This is a genomic window from Tabrizicola soli (assembly GCF_015999335.1).
GTDB lineage: Bacteria > Pseudomonadota > Alphaproteobacteria > Rhodobacterales > Rhodobacteraceae > Tabrizicola > Tabrizicola soli.
On the sequence record NZ_JAEACP010000001.1, the window covers coordinates 1 to 20,394 of the forward strand.

Below are 20,394 nucleotides of genomic sequence, written 5' to 3' on the forward strand. Positions count from 1 at the left end.
CCCACATCCGACGCGAGAAACGCCGATCTGCCGCGCTGGCTTGACTGGTTCAACCGATCAAGACCACACTCCGCACTCAACCGAACGCCTCCCCTCTCAAAGGTGAACGACCTCGTAAGAACTCACAGCTAGAGCCTGTCCGCGTCTGATTGAATCGGGATGCGGATTCCCAGGAGTTTCGTTTCGTGATTCAGTCGGCTCACCAGATATGGAGGGCATTGGATGGTCGCGCCACTTTCTATGGACTTGCGGATGCGTGTTGCAGGCGCGTTGGCCGAGGGAGAGACGGTTCGGAGCGTGGCAAAGCGTTTTGGGATTTCGGTGGCATCTGCGGTGCGGATAGGGCAGCGCCAACGTGCGGGGCGCGGCCAGATGCCGGGCAAGATCGGCGGACATCGCCGTCAGGCTCTGGCGGGCGAGGTCGGGGAGTGGTTGCTTGCGCGGCTGGCCGAGAAGCCGACCTGACGATGCGGGCGCTGACGGCGGAACTGGCGGTGCGTGGCGTGCAGGTGGCGCATGACACGGTCTGGCGGTTCGTGAAGCGCGCGGGCCAGACCGTCAAAAAAAGACCCTGATGGCGGCCGAGCAAATGCGCCCGAAGGTGGCGCGGTTCCGGGCGCGCTGGAAGGCGCATCAGCACAGGCTTGACCCCAAGCGTCTGATCTTCATCGACGTCGAGGCGGGATCGGAAATCGTTCCAGTGGAACGATTTCCCCGCCGAGGGTGGATCAAGACCAACATGACCCGGACCTGCGGCTGGGCCGCGAAGGGCAAACGCCTGACGGCGCATGTCCCGCACGGGCACTGGAAAACCCTGACCTTCCTGGCCGGCCTGCGCAACGACGGGATCGTCGCTCCCTTCGTGCTGGACGGACCCATCAATGGCGAGATGTTCACCGCCTGGGTCGGCCAGTGCCTCGCTCCCACCCTCGCGCCTGGCGACGTGGTCATCGCCGACAATCTCGGCAGCCACAAAGGCGCGCCTGCGCGCCAGCTGATCCGCGATGCAGGGGCGCACCTGCTGTTCCTGCCGCCCTACAGCCCGGACCTGAACCCCATCGAGATGGTCTTCGCCAAGCTGAAAACCCTGTTCCGAAAAGCCGACGCGCGCACCATCGAGGCTTCATGGCGACGGGTCGGAAGCCTCCTCGACACCTTCACACCCGACGAGTGCCAGAACTACCTTCGTCATGCCGGATATGCTTCAGTCTAGGTCAGACAGGCTCTAATGCAGCACCTGCCGGAGGAAGGCCTTGGTCCGGTCGCTTCTGGGGGCGGTGAAGAAGGTCGTGGGCGGCCCCTGCTCGACGATCCGGCCCGCATCCATGAAGATCACCCGGTCCGCCACCTGCCGGGCAAAGCCCATCTCATGCGTCACGACCGCCATGGTCATCCCCTCGTCGGCAAGGGCCACCATCACGTCCAGCACTTCCTTGACCATCTCGGGATCCAGGGCCGAGGTCGGCTCGTCGAAGAGCATCACCTCCGGCTGCATCGCCACGGCGCGGGCGATGGCGACGCGCTGCTGCTGGCCGCCCGAAAGCTGCGCGGGGTATTTCGCCGCCTGTTCGGGGATGCGCACCTTCGACAGGTAGTGCATCGTCCGGTCCCGGGCCTCGGCCGCGGAAAGGCCGCGCACCAGCCGCAGGGGCAGGGCGCAGTTCTCCAGCACCGTCAGATGCGGGAACAGGTTGAACTGCTGGAACACCATGCCGACCCGGCGGCGGATCTCCTCGACCACGGCCGGTTCGCGGGTCAGCCGGAGGCCCGCGACCTTGATCTCGCCGCTCTGGAAGCCCTCCAGCGCGTTCACGGTGCGGATCAGGGTGGACTTGCCGGAACCCGAGGGGCCGCAGATCACCAGCCGCTCGCCCTGCGTGACGGTCAGGTTCACGTCGTGCAGCACCTGGAGCAAGCCGTACCATTTGTTCAGGCCGGTGATCTGGATGGCGGGAGGGGCGCTGTCCTGTGCCGATGTCATCGCGTCGCCGCCTTGTTGAAATGGGTCTCGATCCGTTTCTGCGCCAGTTCCAGCACGATCGACATCAGCCAGTAGATCAGCGAGGCGGTGACCATCATCTCGATATGGCGGAATTCGGTCTGGCCCTGGGTGCGGGCCAGATACATCAGTTCCCACACCCCCACGACCGAGACGAGCGAGCTGTCCTTCAGCATCGAGATGAACTGGTTCCCGGTGGGCGGGATGATCACCCGCATCGACTGCGGCAGGATGATCCGGGTCATCACCGAGACTGGCCGCATCCCCAGGGCTCGGGCGGCTTCCCACTGGCCCTTGGGGATGCTCTCGATCCCGGCGCGGAAGATCTCGGTCATGTAGGCGCCATAGCACAGCGACAGCGCCGCGATCCCGGTCGGGACCGCATCGACGACATAGCCCAGTTGCGGCAGGCCGAGGTAGATCATGTAGATCTGCATCAGGAGCGGCAGGCCGCGGAAGAGCGAGGTGTAGAAATGCGCGATGCCCTGCGCGATGCCGTTCGAGGACAGCTTGGCAATCGCCCCGATCAGCGCCAGCACGGTCGCGATGACGATGGACACCGCCGAGATATAGAGCGTGGTCACCAGCCCCTGGGTGATCAGGAAGCCGATCTTGCGCTGGATGAAGGCAAAGCTGAGGTCGAAGGAATAGAAGAAGAGCAGGATCAGGGCGGCAAGCTCGGCCCAGACCAGCCAGACCTGCTGGCGCAGCGGCAGGCGCATCACCACGAAGATGTTGAAGCCGACCAGCATCGTCACGCAGGCGGCGGTCGCAAGATTCAGCGCATCGCCCTCGGCCCCCGGCACGAGGCCGAGAACCAGCCGGCCAAGCGCGCCGTCGCCGGCCCGGAACCACCAGAGCGCCGCGAAGACCGCGGCCAGCACCGGCAGATAGACCGTGGGGCGCGAGAGGAGCGGCGGATAGGCGATGTTGTCCTTGTAATGCATGGCGGTCAGCCCTTGCGCTCGCGCCAGGCATCCATCGCCTGATAGCGCCAGTAGGTCAGCTGCACCGCCGCCATCCCCAGTGCGCCGCCGGTCCAGTCCAGGCCGAAGGGCGCGAAGGCGCGCCAGCGGTCGGTCTGGCCCAGGATGCCTTCGGCGATCACCCGGCCGCCGATCGCGGTCGTGTTCATCCCGTGGCCGCCGAAGGCGGTGGCGTGCCACAGGCCCGAGGGCAGCCGGCCGATCTGCGGCATCAGGTGGCGGGCGTAGGACATCAGCCCGGTCCAGGCCGTCTCGATCTCCAGCCCGGCCAGCTGCGGATAGGTGTCGGTCATGGTACGGTGCAAGAGGCGGGCCAGGTCCTGCGGTTCCGAGGTGCGGGTGGTGATCTTGCCGCCCCAGAGCACCCGCCTGCCGTCGTCGACCAGCCGGTAATAGTCGCCCGCCCTGCGGTCGTCCCCGATGGCCGAGCGGGTGTGGATCGCGCTGGCGATCAGCTCGGGCGCTTCGCGGCTGACCATCACATAGGTCGCGATCGGCAGGAAGGCGCGGTGGAGGTCCGGGACCAGCCGGTCGGTATAGCCGCCGGTGGTCACCACCACCTCGCGCGCCGAGATCCGGCCCTGCGGCGTGGTCACCGTCCAGCCGTCCGGTCCCCCTTCGATCCTGTCGGCGGGCGTCGCCTCGTGGATCGTCGCACCTGCCGCTTCGGCTGCTTTCGCAAGGCCCAGGCAATAGGCCAGCGGATCGAAATGGAAGGCGTTCCGGTCGTGCAGCGCCTGATGGTAACGCGGCGAGGTCAGGTGTTCTGCCAGGGCGGCGCGGTCAAGATGCTCCACCTCATAGCCGAATTCCCGCGCCAGCCAGTCGCGGCGATCCAGAAGTTGCCGCCCCGCGTCATAGCGTACGGCACCAAGGATGCCGGGGCAGGGGGCGGCGGCGGAGATGCCAAGATCACGGATATTCCCGGCGACGATCTCCATCCCTTCGATGGACATTCGGAACAACTCTTTCGCGGCCTCGAGGCCGATCCGGCCGGCGATGCCGTCGAATCCCAGCGCATAGCCAGGGCTGACGAAGCCGCCATTGCGCCCCGACGCCCCCCAGCCGATGCGGCGTGCCTCGACCAGCACGACCCTGCGCCCGGCGCGGGCAAGGTGATGCGCCGTGGTCAGCCCGGCAAGGCCGCCGCCCACGACGCAGACATCGGCCTCGGTCCGGGATTGCAGCGGGGGATGCAGCGGAATCTCTGCTGCGGCCTGACGGCGATACCAGACATCGGCATATTCGGTCGAAGGCTTGGTCGGCATTTCGGTTCCCTGGGGCGGCCCGGCGATGCCGGGCGGAAGGATGCGGCAGAGGCAGAGGCGGGCGGCGCGGGCCGCCCGCCACCGGGTCGGTTCACTCGCTGTAGTCCTTTCCGTACCATTTGGTGGTAAGCGCGCTGAGCGTGCCGTCGGCCTTCATCGCCGCGATCGTCTCGCCGACCTTGGCGGTCCATTCCGCATCGCCCTTGTCGGCGACGATCGCCAGCGGTTCCTGGAAGGCATAGTCGCCCGGCAGGACCTTGATCGGATAGCCGTTCTTGATCGCGCCCAGGACGGTCTGCTCGCCCGAGATCACCGCATCGACGCGCACGCCGTCGCCCAGCCGCAGGTCGTCGAAGGGCAGCATCGAATCGGCATAGGTCTTCACCTCGCCCGGTTCCAGCCAGTATTCGACCGGGGGAACGCCGGGCGCGTCGATCACCAGGCTGCGGTTGACGTATTCCTCCGAGGTCGTCGCGGTTTCCACGCCGATCCGCTTGCCGTTCAGCTCTTTCGGGTCGGTCAGGGTGCTGTCGCTGTGCACGGCGAAGACATAGGGCGTGTAGTAATAGACCGCCGCGAAATCGAGCACCTCGGAGCGCGGCTTGGTCGGCGTGATCGAGCCGACCGCCACATCCCAGCGCCCGCCCCAGCGCCCGCCGGTCATCACGCCCCATTCCGGGGTGTCGAATTCTGCCGCCACGCCAAGGCGCTTGGCGATCTCGTTCGCCACGTCGATGTCGAAGCCGACAAGCTGGTTGCTGTCGTCGAGATAGCTTTGCGGAGGCCAGCCCGCGTTGGTGGCGACCTTCAGCACCTTGGTCGAGGTCACCCGGTCCAGGGTCTCGCCCGCATGGACGGCAGGCGCCAGGAAAACGGCCGCCAATGCGCCGATCAAAGCCAGTCTCATCTTCTTCTCCTCCCTCTGGATTGTGCCCGTTGCCGCAGGCCCTGCGACAGAGGACGATTGTTGTCATACGTCTGTCAACACCGATCTGCTTTCGGCGCGAGGGTTGCGGGACGCGCCCGGCATGGCCGCGGGTGCCCGGCGCAAACGGTTGCGGCCCGCACCATGACGGTGCGGGCCGCATTGTCCGGTCCAGCGCCGGAACCGTGGCAGAGAGAGCGTTGCCGCAGCCTTCTTCAGCGCGCCTTCTTCCGGGTCAGCAGGGCCAGGGCGGCAAAGAGCAGGATCGACAGGATCAGCAACATCGTCGCCGCCGCCATGATCGTGGGATTGATCTGGTCCCGGATGCCCGAGAACATCTGCACCGGCAGGGTCCGCTGTTCGGCCGCGGTCAGGAACAGGGCGACGACCACCTCGTCGAAGGAGGTGGCGAAGGCGAAGATCGCGCCCGAGATCACTCCGGGCAGGATGTTCGGCAGCGTCACCCGGAAGAAGGCCGAGAGGCCCGATGCGCCCAGACTGTTCGCGGCACGGGTCAGGTTGGTGTCATAGGTCGAAAGCGTCGCGGTGACGGTGATCACCACGAAGGGGGTCGCCAGCGCGGTATGGGCAAGAACCAGGCCCGCGCGGGTGTTGGTCAGCCCGAACTCGCCGAAGAACAGGTAGCTGCCGACGGCGACGATCACGATCGGCACGATCATCGGCGAGATCAAAAGCGCCATGATCGCCCGGCGGTAGGGGAAATCCGGACGGGCGATCCCCAGCGCGGCCAATGTGCCCAGGGTGGTGGCGAGGATCGTGGTCAGCACGGCCGCCACCGCGCTGTTGATCATCGCCTCGAACCAGCGCGGGTTGCCGAACAGGTCCTCGTACCAGCGCAGGGAATATTCGCGCACCGGCAGGGTGAAGAACGGGTCCTTCGAGAACGAGAGCGGCACGATGATGAACAGCGGCGCGATCAGGAACAGCATGACCGCGACGGCGAAGGCGACGACGAGGATCCGCGACAGGCGCTCGGACGGGGTTGCATAGGACGGAAGCCACATGATGGATTACCCCAGTTTGATCTTGTCGGCGCCGACAAGGCGCAGGAACAGGCCGTAGATCGCCAGCGTCACCAGCAGAAGCACGACGCCGAGCGCGGCCGCCAACCCCCAGTTCAGATCGCGGTTGATGTAGACCGAGATGAAGTTCGAGACCATCTGGTCCTGCGGGCCGCCGACCAGCGCGGGGGTGATGTAATAGCCCAGCGACAGGATGAAGGTCATCAGGCAGCCCGCGACCACCCCCGGCAGGGTCTGCGGCGCGTAGATCCGCCAGAAGGCCGAGGTCGGCCCGGCGCCGAGCGAGCGGGCCGCGCGCAGCTGCGTGGGCTGGATCGAGCGCATCACCGAATAGATCGGCAGGATGGTGAAGGGCAGCTGGATATGGGTCATCGCGGTGACGGTGCCGAAGCGGGTGAAGATCAGCTGCACCTTCTCGGTGGTCAGGTGCAGCGCCATGAGGACCGCGTTGATCACCCCGTCGGATTGCAGAAGCACCACCCAGGCGGTCGTGCGCACCAGAAGCGAGGTCCAGAGCGGCAGGAGCACCATCAGCATCATCACCGCCGCGATGGTCCGGGGCGCGATGGTCAGGACATAGGCCACCGGATAGCCCAGGATCAGCGTCAGCCCGGTGACGATCCCGGCCACCAGCAGCGTGCGGCCGAGGATCGGCAGGAAGATCGCCTGATCGGGGGCCACGCCCTCGATGCCGCCGGAGGGCGACTGCTGCAGGTCCACAGCCGTCAGTAGGTAATAGGGCGTCAGCCCCGCCCCGTTGCGCCGGATCACGCTCCAGGTTTCAGGCGCGGCCCAGATTTCGCTCTGGTCCAGGAACTTCTCGCGGTAGGGCCCGGCCTCCAGCCCCGCCGCCATCCGGGACGCGGCCAGAACCTTGCTGCGCATCCCCGGGATCTCGTAGTTCAGCCGCTTGCCCGCCTGTGAGGCGGTGCTGTCCTCCTTGGCCAGCTTCAGGTCGGCGGCGAGGGCGGCGAAGACCGGCTCGTCGGGGGTCGAGACGCCGTCCCAGCTCTCCAGCGCGGTCAGGGTCCGGGGCAGGATGCTGCGGGTCTCGGGATTGTCGACGGCCGTCACCAGAAGGTAGAGGATCGGCGCGATGAAGGCGACGATCAGGAACCCCACCAGCGGCAGCGCCAGCGACAGCGCGGCCCGGCGGGCGGGGCGCGCGGCGCGGCGCACGGCGACGAAGGTGCGGATGCGTTCGATGTCGACCGTTTCGGTCACGCTCATCTCTCAATCCTCCAGCAGGCGGCAGTCGGCCGGGGAACAGGCCAGATGCACCGTCCCGCCGACCGCGATGCCGCGGACTTGGCCGACCGGGATGCGCGCGGTCACCGTCTGCCCGCCGAAGGCCGCGACCGACAGGCGCATGTGGTCGCCCAGGAAGAACATGTCCGTCACCTGGCCGGAAAAGAGGTTGCCCGGCCCGTTTGGCTGTCCGCTGGCCAGCCCGATGTTCTCGGGGCGCACCGAGAGCGAGAGCTCGGCCTTTCCGCCGGACAGCAGCGTATCGGCCGCCCGAAGCGTCGCGCCGTCCGCCATCCGCACCACGGCCAGGCCCGCCTCGCGCCCGACGAATGTGCAGGGCATGGTGTTGTTCTCGCCGATGAAGCCCGCGACGAAGCGGTTTTCGGGGGCATTGTAGAGCGTCTTCGGATCGGCAAGCTGCTGGATGCGGCCGTCGTGGAAGACGGCGATGCGGTCCGACATGGTCAGGGCCTCGGACTGGTCATGCGTGACATAGACCATGGTGATGCCCAGCGAGGTCTGCAGGTGCTTGATCTCGATCTGCATCCTTTCGCGCAGCTGCTTGTCCAGCGCGCCCAGCGGCTCGTCCATCAGGACGAGCGAGGGTTCGAACACCAGCGCGCGGGCCAGCGCCACCCGCTGCTGCTGGCCGCCCGAAAGCTGCGCCGGCCGCCGGTCGCCCATCGCCTCCAGCCCGACGCGGCCAAGCGCGCGGGCGACCTTCGCGCCCGCCGCCGCGCCCCTGATGCCGCGATAGCGCAGCGGGAAGGCCACGTTCTCGGCCACGGTCATGTGCGGAAACAGGGCGTAGTTCTGGAAGACGAAGCCGATGTTGCGCCTTTCGGGCGGCAGGCGCTCGACCGGGTTGCCGTTCAGCAGGATCTGCCCCAGCGTCGGCCGCTCGAACCCGCCCAGCATCATCAGCGTGGTGGTCTTGCCCGAGCCCGAAGGCCCGAGCATGGTCAGGAACTCGCCCTTGGCGACATCCAGGTTCAGGTCTTTCACCACATAGTGGATGCCGTCATAGGACTTCTTCACCTGTGAAAAACGGACGAGCGCATCCTCGCTCCTGACCGTCGTGAACGTGTCGGCTGGCATGGCATTCATGATGCGCTCTCCCATTTTCTGCGGTCTACTGGGCGAGCCAGGTGGTGAACCGCTTGCGGATCTCGTCGCCGTTGTCGGCCCAGAAGGCGTTGTCGAGCGTGAGGGCGACGGTCATGTTCGCCGGGCTGGTCGGCAGGTTCGCCGCATCCTCGGGCGTCACGAATTCGGCGGCGGATGCGCGGACCGGGCCGTAGGGAATGTATTTCGTGGTCCCGGCCAGAACCTGCGGCTCGACCGCGTATGTGATGAACTCCAGCGAGGCTTCGGGGTTCTTCGCGCCCTTCGGGATCACCCAGTAGTTGGAGTCGAGGATCTGGTTGTCCCAGACGATCCTGAAGTCCTGGCCTTCCTTGTTGGCGTTGTAGATCCGGCCGTTCCAGGCGGTCGTCATCACCACCTCGCCCGAGGCCAGCAGCTGCGGCGCCTGCGCGCCGGCTTCCCACCAGACGATGTCCTGCTTGATCGTGTCGAGCTTGGCGAAGGCCCGGTCCACGCCCCCGGGGGTGGAAAGCACCTCGTAGACCTGGGCGGCGGGCACGCCATCGGCCAGCAGGGCGAATTCCAGGTTGGTCGCCGGGTTCTTCCACAGGCCGCGCTTGCCGGGGAATTTCGCGGTGTCGAACAGGTCGGCGATCACCGTCGGGCCTTTCGGCAGGGTCGCGGCATTGTAGGCCAGCGCGGTGGAATAGACGATCGTGCCCACCCCGCAGTCCGAGGTGGTGCCCTCCAGCCAGTCGGCCTGATCGCCGATCCGGGTCCAGTCGATCTTCTCGAAGATGCCATCATCGCAGCCCTGCAACAGGGTGGGCGCATCGACATCGACCACGTCGACGGTGGTGTTGCCGGATTCGACCATCGCCGCGATCTTGGCGATCTCGCCGCCGTATTCCTGTTCGTCCACCTTGATGCCGGTGGCCGCGGTGTAGGTCTCGAACACCGCCTTGCGCTGGGCTTCCTGATAGGCGCCGCCGAAGCTCATCACCGAGATCGAGCCCTCGGCCAGCGCCGGCGCGGCCAGCGCCAGAAGGCCCAGAACCGGGACGGTCGTGGCATATGCTTTCTTCATGGGTTGGTCTCCACTGTTGGAAAGTCCGGCCGGCGGGATGCGGGACCGGCGTTTCAGTCACGGCCGGCTTGAGGGCCGCGCTTCTTGACTGGCGGAAGGGGCGCGGACCCTGGCCCGTGCCCCCGTTCGGATCAGCCCTTGCCCTTCACGATCAGGTGCTCGGGCCCATAGGCGAAGCCGGTGATGTTGGTGTTGCCCTTGTTGTTGTCGTCGGTGATCACCAGGATATCGTGCTCGCGGTAGCCGCCAGCGCCCGGCAGGTGGTTCGGGATGGTGATCATCGGCTCCATCGAGACGACCATGCCCGGCTCCAGCACGGTCTCGCAGTCCTCGCGCAGCTCCAGCCCGGCCTCGCGGCCGTAATAGTGGCAGAGCACGCCGAAGGAATGGCCATAGCCGAAGCTGCGGTATTGCAGCAGGTTCTCGGCGGCGTACATCTCGTTCAGTTCCTTGGCGATGTCGCTGCATTTCGCGCCCGGAACCAGCAGTTCCTTGCCGCGGTCATGGACCTTGCAGTTGATCTCCCAGAGCCGGATGTGTTCGTCGCTCGCCTCTTCCGCGAAGAGCGTCCGCTCCAGCGCGACGTAGTAGCCCGCGACCATCGGGAAGCAGTTCAGGGACAGGATGTCGCCGCGTTCGATCCGGCGGCTGGTGACCGGGTTGTGCGCGCCGTCGGTGTTGATGCCGGACTGGAACCAGGTCCAGGTGTCCAGAAGCTCGCCATGCGGCCAGACCCTGGCGATCTCGCGCACCATGGTGGCGGTCGAGTGCAGGGCCACCTCATGCTCTGGCACGCCGACCGCAGTCGCCTCGACGCAGGCCGCGCCGCCGATGTCGGCGATCCGGGTCATCTTGGTGATATGGGCGATCTCCTCGGCCGACTTGATCATCCGCAGCCGCATCGAGGCCGCGGCGATGTCGACGAACTCCATCTGCGGGAACTCGGCCTTGAGCAGGTTCAGCGTGTCGATGGTGATGTGGTCGAACTCGATGCCCAGCCGCTTCACGCCGCCGGACAGACCACGGATGGCATGAAAATAATTGTCCTTCTGCCAGTCGGTGTAGGTGACGTTGCGCCCCCCGAAGGTGCGCCGCCAGGGCTGGCCGCCGTCGATGCCCGCGCTGATCGAGGTCGAGACCTCATGCGTCACCAGAAGGCCGTAGCGGCGGCCGAAGTAGCAGAACAGGAAGTCCGAGTAGTAGTTGATGCAGTGATAGCTGGTGAACAGGGCCGCATCGATGCCGGCCTTGGCCATATGGGCGCGGACGGCGTCCAGCCGACGCTGCATCTCGGCATCGGAAAAGGTCGGGGCCGCCTTTTCGCCATTGTTCACATAGTCTTGCAGCCGCTCTCGCTTCATCCGGATCTCCTGCGGATTGGGGGGCCGTTCGCGGCCCGTCATGCGGCAGAGAGGCAGGGAATCCGGGGCGCTTGTCAAAAGATCATAATTCAGCGAAACATGAGAAAATCTAATGACAGAGGAAAAACATGGCCCTGCCGCCGCTGACCTCTCTGCGCGCTTTCGAGGCGGCGGCCCGCCTCGGCTCGTTCAAGGCGGCGGCCGAGGCGCTTTTCGTCACCCAGTCGGCGATCAGCCACCAGATCCGCAACCTGGAGACCTGGCTGGACCAGCCGCTCTTCCAGCGCGAGGGCAGCCAGACCCGGCTCTTGCCGCTGGGAGAAGAGCTGGCGCGGAGCCTCTCGGTCTCGCTGACCGAGATCGAGGCGGCCTGCCGCCGCGCCCGCGCGGGGCGGGCCGGCCAGGCGCTTGTCATCGCGGCGATCCCCTCGGTGGCGATGTGCTGGATGATCCCGCGGCTGAGCCGGTTCCGCCAGGAACATCCGGACATCGCCATCCGCATCGTCTATGCCATGCATGGCCACGGGATCAATTTCCAGGATGTGCATCTGGCCTTTGTCTTCGCGCCCGCGCCGCCGGTGATCCCGGGCATAGAAAGCGAGTTCTTCCTCAGCGGCGAAAGCGCGCCGGTCTGCAGCCCGGCGCTGCTTGACCGCCGGGGCGCCGGGCCCGGAACGCCCCGGCATCTGCTTTCCCTGGGGCTGCTGCACGACGGCGACACCTCGGGCTGGAAGACCTGGCTGGAGGAAATGGGCGAACCTGCCGCGGGTGCCATTCCCGGCGCCACCTTCGAGGATTTCAACCTTTTGCGGGCGGCTGCCTTGTCGGGGCAGGGGGTCGCGCTTTGCCCGCTGGCGATGGTGCAGCCGGATCTGCAATCGTCGAGTCTCGTCCAGCTGTCGCAACACATGATCAGCTATGGTTCGGACTATTACCTGTTGTCCACGCAACAGGCCGACCCGCAACTGATCCGGAAGACAAGGATATTCCGAGATTGGGCGATGGCCGAGCGCGACGCTCCCTTGCCCGTCCCCGGCGAACTACCCGATAGCCGATGAGGTTCGGATACTTGGCGTCGGTGGTGTTCAGGACCAGGCGGGACAGGCCGTGATCGGGGTCCAGCGGCTGCGCGCTTGTTGTTGGGGAAAGATCAGATGCCGTGCCTGAAAGTGATCGGCTGCGGTGGCTGATCGCGGATACGACGCTCGCGCCGTGCTCGACCTGATCGCCGTGCGGGGCGGAGGAGGCCACATCCCGACGCTGCGCGACCGCAAGGCCAGCGGAAGGTCGCCCCCGCCCTCTACCGCCAGCGCAACCTCGTCGCAATCAAAGCACGACGCTGCGCAATCTGCTTGATCTCGCGCACAGGATGGGTCGGGCGACCGGGAGGGTCGATACTCTGCTGCCCCAAAATGGGAAAGGCCGCCTTTTTGACGGCCTGGGCTGCGGACTCATAAGCCCGCATCCGCAACTTTGAGCAAGCGATGTTTCCGAAGGTTTTCTCGTATCGGGATGGCTTGACGCCGGCAGCGGTTCATGCGGAACGTATGGGCCTGCGATTTCACCCTTTCCCGAAGCCGGCGCCTGAATCATGTCGATCAACAGATCTGCCCCGACCCTGCGACGCGCCGTGGCCGCTGCGAAAATGCCATGAGCAAATATCGTTTCGGCGCCGATCTTGCCGTGTCGGCGAGCCTTCCCAAGCACGCGGTGCGCGCGCGCGAGGCGGTCAAGGTCGGCGTGCTGGCGCCGCTGACCGGCGACGCCTCGGCCTGGGGACGGCCGGGGTTCGAGGGCTGCCAGATCTGGGCCGACTGGGTCAACGCCGAAGGCGGTCTGCGGATCGGCGACCAGCGCCGGCGGGTCGAGATCGTCGCCTTCGACGACCAATACGACCCGGCCCGTGCGGTGCTGGGCGCCAAGCACCTGGTGCTGGACCAGGAGGTCAAGATCATCCTCATGCTGGGGGGCGATACCGTTCCGGCGATCGGCGATTTCCTGACCCGGTCGCGGATGCTGGCGACCACGCTGCTGCCCAGCGACCTGTCGCCGGACACCCCCTATCTTATCGCCCCCTGCGAGGTGCATCCGATCTATGTGGTGACCGGGGTCGACTGGCTGGCCGAGAATCGGCCCGAGTTGCGGCGCGTGGCGCTTTGTGCACAGCGCGACGCCCACGGGCTGCCGTCGCTTGCCACCTACCGCGCCGCGTTCGAGGCGGCGGGGATGAGCGTGGTGAAAGAGATCCTCTATACCGGCGCGCCGGAGGATTCCGACGCGATGGTCGACGCGATGCTGGCCGCCGGACCGGACATCCTGTGCTGGGACACGGCCTATGAACCCTTTGTCCACGCCCTGACCGAGGCCGCCTGGCGCAAGGGCTTCAAGGGCCAGATCCTGTCCTGCACCTGCGACAACTATCCCGCCCTGATTGAACGCACGAGCCGCGAGTTCATGGAGGGCTTCCTCTTCCACTTCCCGGATTTCGATGATCCGGCGCTGAACGCTGCCGGCATGGGGTTCCCGCGGCCGGCCGAGTTCTACGCCGAGTTCAACCGCCGCTTCCCCGGCGAATGGAGCACGGTGTCCTGGGAGTACTACGCAATCCTCGACATGTGGCGCAAGGCGGTCGAGCGCGTCCAGACCGTCGAGCCGATGGTGGTGCTGTCGGCGATGAAGCTGGGCGGCATCGGCGGCAACGTCTTCGGCGAGGCGCGCTGGTGGGGGCGCGAGTTGTTCGGGATCGACCATGCGCTGGTCGGGTCCTGGCCGGTGGTGCGGATCTGCGACGGGCGTGCCCGGATCGTCGAATTCCGCTCGGTCCTGAACTGGTGCGAGGAGCACGGCGACCTGCTGCTGGCCCACATGCGGGCCTGCGGCCAGATGTGGTACCAGCGGCTTGAGCGGCAGGTCAGCGGCACCGCCACGCCCGAGGATCAGGCCCCGCGCACCAGGTCCTGATTGAACTCGGCCAGCGACAGGCGCATGAATTCCACGGCAGATTCAATGTCGCGGCTTTCGATCGCGCCGCAGAGCGACAGGTTCTGCAACTTGTATTCGCGGATCCGGGCCGGCGTCAGCCGCCGCCGCCGCTGCACCGACCAGCCCGCGTCGTTGCTGACCCGGTTGATCATCGTGTAGATCGCCACCAACAGCGGGTTGTGCGTGCCCTCGGCAAGCTGCATGCGGAAGGCATCGTCAAGTGCCGAGAACCTTTCGCCATCGACGGTGACCCGGTCGATCTCGGCTTGTATCTCCTTTATCTTCTCGATGTCGCGCGAGGTCATGTTGAGCACGGCAAGCCGGGCGATCTCGGGTTCGATGATCGAGCGGACCACACCCAGTTCCAGCGGGCTGGTGATGTCCCCAAGTTCTCTAAGGTCAAGCACATCGAGCAGATCCGGCGCGGGTGGCGCTGTCGGATTCTCCTCCTGTTGCGCAGGCCGGTAGTTGACCACCGAACCGCTGCCGGCGCGGCGGAGGACGATGCCGGATCTTTCGAGCAGCGCCAGCGCCTGGCGAACGGTGTTGCGCGACAGGCCGTATTGCTCTGCCATCAGCCGCTCGGCCGGAAGGCGGGTGCCTAGCCTGTAGGTGCCGCCGGCAATCTCGGCGAAGAGTCGGTCCGCCAGTTGCCGGGTCTTGGGCGAAACCGGCGTATCGATCTCCTCCTCGGCATCCAAAGGCGATGAATTCGACCGAATCATGATTCTCCTTCCAGTTTGCCGGGTGCCCCCTGCATGGCCACCGTGTCTTGGCAAGCCCGGCAGGGATGTGGATCAGCGCTGGTTCGGAATCGGTATAATCCTGTGTGTGGCGCGGTGCATCTGGTCATGTGATCTGATCTGGTAAGAGGCTGACAATAAGTAAGAATCGAGAGATGCTCAAGCTTCTCAAGACCAATATTGAACCAATTTCACCCAAACATCAAGCGAATATCGCAACTTTCTTCCGTTTTGGTTGATTCTGGCGAAACATTCCGTTAGATTTTGCCCAGAACCCACCGAGATGGGTCGCGGCGATCGGTTTTGGCTAGATTTGGTCTAAATATGGATCAAATTGGTTCATACAGCCGAAGATGCGCCTAGGGAGGAGACGCGAATGGCCATGGATATTGGCAAGGCGGGCTTGACCCGTCCGACGCATCGCTGCGCGACAGGCCCTTGCCGGCCCGAACCCAGATGAAAGCGCATCAAGCCTGCCGCGCCCCTGCCGGACGGTGCCCCGCATCGGCGATCCCCATCCTGCGCGCACTGGTGCCGGCATCCGATGCCGAGCTTGCCGCGGCCCGTGCGGCGGGCTGGAGGGGCTGCGACCTTGGCTGGGAGCGGTTGCAGGAACGGGCGGAGTCCGCGCTGCACGCCGGGAACGGCGCCGGTGCGACCGGGCTGTGGCGCCATGGCTGGTGGCTGGCGAGGCTGCGCTTTTCCACCGACGATCCCCGCTATGCCACCAGCCTTGCCAATGCCGGAATGGCCGCGCGGCTGACCGGGAACGAGCCGCTGGCGCGGTTGCGCTATGCCCGCGCGCTTCGGCTCTGGGGCGCGGTGCCGGACTGGGTCGAGCGTATGGACATCGCACGGCGCGCCCGCAGCTCCACGTTCCACCTCCGGTTGGAGGCCACCTACTGGGAAGACTACAAGGCCAGCATCCGGCGCCGGGCGATGGACTTCGCGCGCGAAGCCGCGGCCTGTCTCGACGCCGGGGCCCACGGCACACCCGTGACCTTCCGGCTGCACGAACGCTGGCGTGGCGAGAGGCCGGCGGCTTTCGACGATCTGCGCAAGTTCCTGGGCGCGGCGCTTCTGCTTGCCGCCCCACAGTCGCCCGACATGACCAATTGACACGACGCGCCGCCGGATGCGGCAACCGAGGGAGAGTAAGAGATGGCGAAGAGACCAGAGAAACACGACATCCTGTTCGAGCCGATCCAGATCGGCCCGAAGACGATGAAGAACCGATTCCACCAGAGCCCGCACTGCATCGGCGCCGGCACCGACCGGCCCGGCTTCCAGGCGGCGCATCGCGGCGTTAAGGCGGAAGGCGGCTGGGGCGCCATCAACACCGAGTACTGCTCGATCCACCCGGAATCCGACGATACCATGCGGGTTTCGGCCCGGATCTGGGATGCGGGCGATGTTCGCAACCTTCGCGCGATGTGCGACGAGATCCACAAGCACGATTCCCTGGCCGGCATCGAGATGTGGTACGGCGGCGCCCATGCGCCGAACATGGAGACCCGCCAGACCCCGCGCGGCCCGAGCCAGTACGCGTCGGAGTTCGAGACGCTGACCTACTGCCAGGAGATGGACGAGGGTGACATCCGGCAGGTGCAGCAGTTCTACGTCGAGGCAGCGCTTCGGGCCCGGGACGCCGGATTCGACATCGTCAACGTCTATGGCGGTCACGCCTACGGCCCGATGCAATGGCTGAGCCCCTATTTCAACAAGCGTACCGACGGCTATGGCGGCTCGGTCGAGAACCGGGCGCGCTTCTGGATCGAGACGCTCGAAAAGGTGAAGAGGGCGGTCGGCGACGATTGCGCCGTCGCCTCGCGCTGCGCGATCGACACGCTCTACGGTCCGGGCGGGCTCGAGGTCGAGGTCGACGGCCTGCGGCTGATCGAACTGGCCGACCCGCTGGTCGATGTCTGGGACATCAACATCGGCGACATCGCCCAGTGGGGCGAGGATGCGGCACCGTCGCGCTTCCAGCGCCAGGGACATGCGATCCCCTGGCAGCGCCTGGTCAAGCAGGCATCCAGGAAGCCGGTGCTCGGCATCGGCCGCTTCACCGATCCCGAGAAGATGGCCGAGGTCATCCGCAACGGCGAACTCGACATCATCAGCTGCGCGCGGCCCTCGATCGCCGATCCCTTCCTGCCCAACAAGATCAAGGAAGGCCGGGCCGACGACATCCGCACCTGCATCGGCTGCAACGTCTGCATCTCGCGCTGGGAAATCGGCGGCCCGCCGATGATCTGCACCCAGAACGCCACCGCCGGCGAGGAATACCGCCGGAGCTGGCACCCCGAACGGTTCGAGAAGGCGAAATCGGACGACTCGGTTCTGGTGGTCGGCGCCGGCCCGGCCGGGTCCGAGGCCGCGCGGGTGCTGATGGAACGCGGCTATGTCACCCACCTCGTCGACAGCGCCGAGAAGGTCGGCGGCCATATCAACGATGTCGCCACGCTGCCCGGACTGGGCGAATGGGGCTATCACCGCGACTACCGCGAGGTGCAGATCAACAAGCTGCTCAAGAAGGTCAAGGGGTCGCAACTGGCGCTTGGCCAGAAGCGGCTGACGGCCGACGACGTGCTGAACTATGGCGCCGAGAAGGTCATCATCGCCACCGGCGCGTCGTGGAACACCGACGGGACCAGCGCCCTGACCCATGAGCCGATCCCAGGCGTCGATGCCTCGCGCCCCGACCAGGCGACGCCGGAACAGATCTTCCGCGGCGAGAAGACGATCGGAAAGCGCGTGGTGATCCTGAACTCGGACACCTATTTCATGGCGCCCTCGCTGGCCGAGCGGCTGGCGAGCCAGGGCCATGAGGTGACGGTGATCAGCGGTGTCGGGTTCGGGCACTACATGCACTTTTCGCTGGAATACCCGAACATGAAGCGCCGGATGATCGAACTGAACGTCAAGGTCATGGGCGATACCTGGGCCTCGCGGGTCGAGCCGGGGCGGATCGAATACTACAACGTCTGGGCCGAAGGCTCGCGGCGGGAATACCGCGGCCCCGGCAAGCTGCCGCGCGACGAGAACAAGAGCCACAAGTGGCTGGAGTTCGACACCCTGGTCCTGGTCACCGGGCGCCACTCCGAGGCCGGGCTGTTCCGCGAGGTCAAGGCGCGCCAGGCCGAATGGGACAAGCATGGCGTCAAGGCGGTCTATGTGATCGGCGATGCCTGGGCGCCGAAGATGATGGCCGATGCGACCTTCGACGGCCACCGCATCGCGCGCGAGATCGAGGACGCCGATCCGCAGCATCCGCTGCCCTACAAGCGCGAGGTCTCGCCCTGGGGCACCGCCTATCTGCCGGGCGGCGAATACAAGCAGGAGTGGCGGGTCTAGCGCTACCGCCCGGATGGCCGTGCGTTGCCGCGCACGGCCGCCACCTTACTGACGATGCGGTCCCGAACCGCATCGGAAGAACCAAAAAGGAAGACGCCAGATGTTCCTCGAGCAAGACCCGAAGGAAGTGACCCGCATCCTGTTCCAGGATTTTCCGGTCTGGATGATCGTCAGCTTCTATATGATCGGCTTCCTGGCGATCGGCGTTTTCCTCTATGGGGTCTGGGCGCAGATCCGCAAGTATCTGCGTGGCGTCCGCTCGGGCGCGTGGTCGCCCTTCTGGCCGCGCTTCCGCCAGATGATCGCCACGGTGCTCAGCCACCGGACCATCAAGCGGCGGGCCGAGGCGGCGGGCCGGAAACATGCCTGGATCTTTTACGGCTTCACGCTGCTGTTCATCGGCACCAGCATCATCACGCTGGACCACGACATCCTCAAGCCGTTGACCGGGCTGGAGTTCTGGCATGGCTGGTTCTACCTGATCTTCTCGGTCGTCATGGACGTGGCGGGCGTGGCGCTGATCGCCGGGCTTCTCTACATGATGTATCGGCGCAAGTGGCTGGCGCTGCCGCGGCTCGACTATACCCGCCCCGACCGATCGCCCGGCGACCCGGACTATGACCGCTCGTTCTACCGGCGCGAGGACTGGGCCTTTCTCTGGACGCTGATCATGATCGCCGCCACCGGCTTCCTGCTCGAGGCGTCGCGCCTGGTCTGGCTTCAAGGCGATCCCTCGGTCTGGAACTATCGCTGGTTCTCGCCGGTCGGCGCCGTGATCGCCTGGCTGATGAAGGGCCTGGGCCTTGGCCCCGATGGCGCGGCCGGGTGGCGCATGGGTCTGTGGTGGTTCCACGGAATGCTTGCGCTTCTGTTCATCGCGTTGACGCCCTACACCAAGGTCAAGCACATCTTCACCGCCATGGCCTCGCTGATGGCGCGCGACCCCGAAGCCAAGCGGCGGATGCCGGTCGCGGATGTCGATGGCGAGCGGATCGGCTTTTCGCTGCTGACCGACTTTTCCGACAAATACCTGGTCAACGTCGATGCCTGCACCAAATGCGGCCGCTGCCACGAGGCTTGCCCGGCCAATGCCAGCGGCTATCCGCTGTCGCCGCGCGATCTGGTGCTGAGCCTGCGTGAACTGGCCAATGACACCCTGTCGCACGCCCGCATGCCCGCGGGGCCGATTGAGGTGTCGGGCGCGGAGGTCAACATGATCCGACCGGAAACGCTCTGGTCCTGCCGCAGCTGCGCGGCCTGCGTGGAAATCTGCCCGGTGGGAATCGAACACCTGCCGATGATCGTCCAGATGCGCCGCGCGCTGGTCGAGGCGGGCGAATTCGATCCGATGCTGCAGCCGACCCTGAAGAGCCTGCAGAAATCCGGCAATTCCCTGGGCGAGTCCAAGCGCAAGCGGCCGCGCTGGACCAAGGATCTCGACTTCGAGATCAAGGATGCCCGGAAAGAGCCGGTGGATGTGCTGTGGTATGTCGGCGACTATGCCTCGTTCGATCCGCGGTCGCAGAAGGTGACGATGGCCTTCGCCCGCATCCTGCATGCGGCCGGCATCGACTTCGGCATCCTCTATGAGGACGAGCAGACCGCCGGCAACGACGTGCGCCGCGTCGGCGAGGAGGGGCTGTTCCAGGCACTGGCCGAGGCCAATATCGAGTTGCTGAACAGTTGCGAATTCACCTCGATCGTTACCACCGATCCCCACACCTACAACACCATCCGCAACGAATATCCCGATTTTGGCGGCACCTACCGGATCGAACATGCCAGCGCCATGCTCGAGCGGCTGATCCGCGAGGGCACCGTTCCCACGCCGGTCAGCCTGAACTACCGCGTGACCTATCACGATCCCTGCCACCTCGGCCGGATCAACGACGGATCGGAACCGCCGCGGCAGGTGCTCGGGCGTCTTGGCGTCGATCTGGTCGAGCTGCGGCGCAGCCGCGACAATTCGTTCTGCTGCGGGGCAGGCGGCGGCCGCATCTGGCTGGCCGATCCGGTCGAGATGAAGAAGCCGGCCGAACTGCGCGCCGCCGAAGCCGCCGAGATCGACGGGCTCGAGGTGCTGGTCGTCAACTGCCCGAAATGCCTGAACATGATGGAGGACGGGGTCAAGGGCACCGGAAACGAAGGCAAGTTCCGGGTGATGGAGTTGATCGAACTGGTCCATGAAGCCATGGGCCTGACCCCGGGAGCGGTCCGGGAGGATGACGAGGCAGGCGCGACCGAACGCCTGGCCACGGCATGAGCAGCATGGCCGGGCATCGGCAGATGACGCCTGGGAATGGCGCGGA

16 protein-coding genes and 1 pseudogene are annotated in these 20,394 nt (G+C 66.0%); 7 read left to right on the top strand and 10 right to left on the bottom strand.

What is annotated here, in order from left to right:
- Together I7S92_RS23415 and I7S92_RS00010 are read left to right on the top strand one after the other, a co-directional pair.
- On the top strand, window positions 1-132 hold a 132-nt coding region (locus tag I7S92_RS23415), incomplete at its 5' end, for an integrase core domain-containing protein (RefSeq protein WP_197641424.1).
- A 90-nt stretch (window positions 133-222) separates the two neighbouring features.
- A pseudogene (locus I7S92_RS00010) lies at window positions 223-1,213 on the top strand (IS630 family transposase).
- 12 nt (window positions 1,214-1,225) lie between these two features.
- Here I7S92_RS00010 and I7S92_RS00015 read toward each other — a convergent pair.
- The 9 genes from I7S92_RS00015 to I7S92_RS00055 form a co-directional block, all read right to left on the bottom strand.
- A complete protein-coding gene (locus tag I7S92_RS00015; protein ID WP_197641425.1) occupies window positions 1,226-1,981 on the bottom strand; it encodes an amino acid ABC transporter ATP-binding protein in 756 nt (251 codons plus the stop codon).
- The gene (locus tag I7S92_RS00020) at window positions 1,978-2,946 is read right to left on the bottom strand and encodes an amino acid ABC transporter permease (RefSeq protein WP_197641426.1); all 969 of its coding nucleotides are present in this window, start codon (window positions 2,944-2,946) and stop codon (window positions 1,978-1,980) included. The genes I7S92_RS00015 and I7S92_RS00020 overlap by 4 nt, the downstream gene beginning before the upstream one ends.
- 5 nt (window positions 2,947-2,951) lie before the next feature.
- On the bottom strand, window positions 2,952-4,253 hold the full coding sequence (locus I7S92_RS00025) for an NAD(P)/FAD-dependent oxidoreductase (RefSeq protein WP_197641427.1): 1,302 nt from the start codon (window positions 4,251-4,253) through the stop codon (window positions 2,952-2,954).
- Window positions 4,254-4,344: 91 nt separating this feature from the next.
- Entirely contained in the window at window positions 4,345-5,160 is an 816-nt protein-coding gene (locus tag I7S92_RS00030; RefSeq protein ID WP_197641428.1) for a transporter substrate-binding domain-containing protein, read from the bottom strand.
- Window positions 5,161-5,393: 233 nt separating this feature from the next.
- Window positions 5,394-6,203 (bottom strand): ABC transporter permease, encoded by an 810-nt coding sequence (locus I7S92_RS00035; RefSeq protein WP_197641429.1) that lies wholly within the window; start codon window positions 6,201-6,203, stop codon window positions 5,394-5,396.
- A 6-nt stretch (window positions 6,204-6,209) separates the two neighbouring features.
- Complete coding sequence (locus tag I7S92_RS00040; protein ID WP_197641430.1) at window positions 6,210-7,451, bottom strand: ABC transporter permease; 1,242 nt, start codon at window positions 7,449-7,451, stop codon at window positions 6,210-6,212.
- Between the two features lie 3 nt (window positions 7,452-7,454).
- Window positions 7,455-8,576, bottom strand: a complete 1,122-nt coding sequence (locus I7S92_RS00045; RefSeq protein ID WP_386002741.1) for an ABC transporter ATP-binding protein — start codon at window positions 8,574-8,576, stop codon at window positions 7,455-7,457.
- 25 nt (window positions 8,577-8,601) lie between these two features.
- Window positions 8,602-9,642 carry an ABC transporter substrate-binding protein gene (locus I7S92_RS00050; protein WP_197641431.1) on the bottom strand — a complete coding sequence of 347 codons (1,041 nt, stop codon included), beginning with the start codon at window positions 9,640-9,642 and terminating at the stop codon, window positions 8,602-8,604.
- A 131-nt stretch (window positions 9,643-9,773) separates the two neighbouring features.
- Window positions 9,774-11,003, bottom strand: coding sequence for an aminopeptidase P family protein (locus tag I7S92_RS00055; protein ID WP_197641774.1), 1,230 nt, complete (start codon window positions 11,001-11,003; stop codon window positions 9,774-9,776).
- A gap of 128 nt (window positions 11,004-11,131) precedes the next feature.
- Between I7S92_RS00055 and I7S92_RS00060 the strand changes: the two genes are divergently transcribed.
- Together I7S92_RS00060 and I7S92_RS00065 are read left to right on the top strand one after the other, a co-directional pair.
- Window positions 11,132-12,061, top strand: coding sequence for a LysR substrate-binding domain-containing protein (locus tag I7S92_RS00060; protein ID WP_197641432.1), 930 nt, complete (start codon window positions 11,132-11,134; stop codon window positions 12,059-12,061).
- Between the two features lie 592 nt (window positions 12,062-12,653).
- Window positions 12,654-13,964, top strand: a complete 1,311-nt coding sequence (locus tag I7S92_RS00065) for an ABC transporter substrate-binding protein (RefSeq protein ID WP_197641433.1) — start codon at window positions 12,654-12,656, stop codon at window positions 13,962-13,964.
- Here I7S92_RS00065 and I7S92_RS00070 read toward each other — a convergent pair.
- Window positions 13,940-14,710 (bottom strand): FadR/GntR family transcriptional regulator, encoded by a 771-nt coding sequence (locus I7S92_RS00070; RefSeq protein ID WP_197641434.1) that lies wholly within the window; start codon window positions 14,708-14,710, stop codon window positions 13,940-13,942. The genes I7S92_RS00065 and I7S92_RS00070 overlap by 25 nt on opposite strands.
- 474 nt (window positions 14,711-15,184) lie before the next feature.
- Between I7S92_RS00070 and I7S92_RS00075 the strand changes: the two genes are divergently transcribed.
- The 3 genes from I7S92_RS00075 to I7S92_RS00085 all read left to right on the top strand — a co-directional run bounded on the left by I7S92_RS00075 (window position 15,185) and on the right by I7S92_RS00085 (window position 20,348).
- Window positions 15,185-15,847 carry a tetratricopeptide repeat-containing protein gene (locus tag I7S92_RS00075; RefSeq protein ID WP_197641435.1) on the top strand — a complete coding sequence of 221 codons (663 nt, stop codon included), beginning with the start codon at window positions 15,185-15,187 and terminating at the stop codon, window positions 15,845-15,847.
- 42 nt (window positions 15,848-15,889) lie between these two features.
- The gene (locus tag I7S92_RS00080) at window positions 15,890-18,085 is read left to right on the top strand and encodes an oxidoreductase (RefSeq protein WP_197641436.1); all 2,196 of its coding nucleotides are present in this window, start codon (window positions 15,890-15,892) and stop codon (window positions 18,083-18,085) included.
- Between the two features lie 100 nt (window positions 18,086-18,185).
- Window positions 18,186-20,348 carry a heterodisulfide reductase-related iron-sulfur binding cluster gene (locus I7S92_RS00085; protein ID WP_197641437.1) on the top strand — a complete coding sequence of 721 codons (2,163 nt, stop codon included), beginning with the start codon at window positions 18,186-18,188 and terminating at the stop codon, window positions 20,346-20,348.
- The last annotated feature ends 46 nt before the right edge of the window (window positions 20,349-20,394 follow it).